This window comes from Hymenobacter agri, assembly GCF_054778495.1.
Genome location: NZ_BAAGZM010001124.1, coordinates 1 through 786 on the forward strand (window position 1 = coordinate 1; position 786 = coordinate 786).

General features: G+C 68.8%; 1 pseudogene. It reads left to right on the forward strand.

Features of this window, described 5'->3' with window-relative positions:
* Positions 1-786, forward strand: a pseudogene (locus ACYVDE_RS24860) (alpha-2-macroglobulin family protein); the annotation flags it as partial.

The following is a 786-nucleotide window of genomic DNA, read 5'->3' on the forward strand; positions in this document are numbered from 1 at the left end:
CGGCACCGCCACCTACACCGTGCCCGACTACCGCGACCTCGGCACCCTCGAAGGCGTGGCCTTCGCCACGGTGTTCGACGAAACCGGCCGGCCCGTGAACCGCCTCGCCACCTTCGACGTGCAGACGCAGGCCGCCATGTTCGGCATCGCCAACCTGCCCGACCTCATCAGCACCCGGCAGGCCCTCACGGTGAAGCTATTGGCTCTCACGCCGGCCGGGCGGCCCACCACGGCCCCGGCCGAAGTCAAGGTGGTGCGCAAGCTCTGGGAAACGGTGCTGGAGCGCCAGGGCGGCCGCTACGTGTACCAGTCGCAGCGCCGCGAGCAAACCATTCTGAGCCAAACCCGCCCGGTGGGGGCCGAAACCAGCTTCTCGTTCACGCCCGTGTACTCGGGCGAGTACGAGGTGCGGGTGAGCCGGCCGGGCGCCGCCACCTACGTCACGCAGCAGTTCTACGCCTACGGCTACGGCGACACGCAGGCCAATTCCTTCGAGGTGAACAACGAGGGCGCCGTCACCATCGAGGCCGACAAGCCCAAATACAACCCCGGCGAAACCGCCCGTCTGCTGCTGAAAGCGCCCTTCGCCGGCCGCATTCTGGTGACGGTGGAGCGGGCCAACGTGCTCGACCATTTCTACGTGAGCACCGACGGCAAGGCGGCCGAGGTGAAGGTGCCCATCAAGGGCGAGCACGTGCCCAACGTGTACGTGACGGCCACAGCCGTGCGCGCCCTCGACGGCCGCGACCACCTGCCCCTCACCGTGGCCCGCGGCTTCCTGCCCCT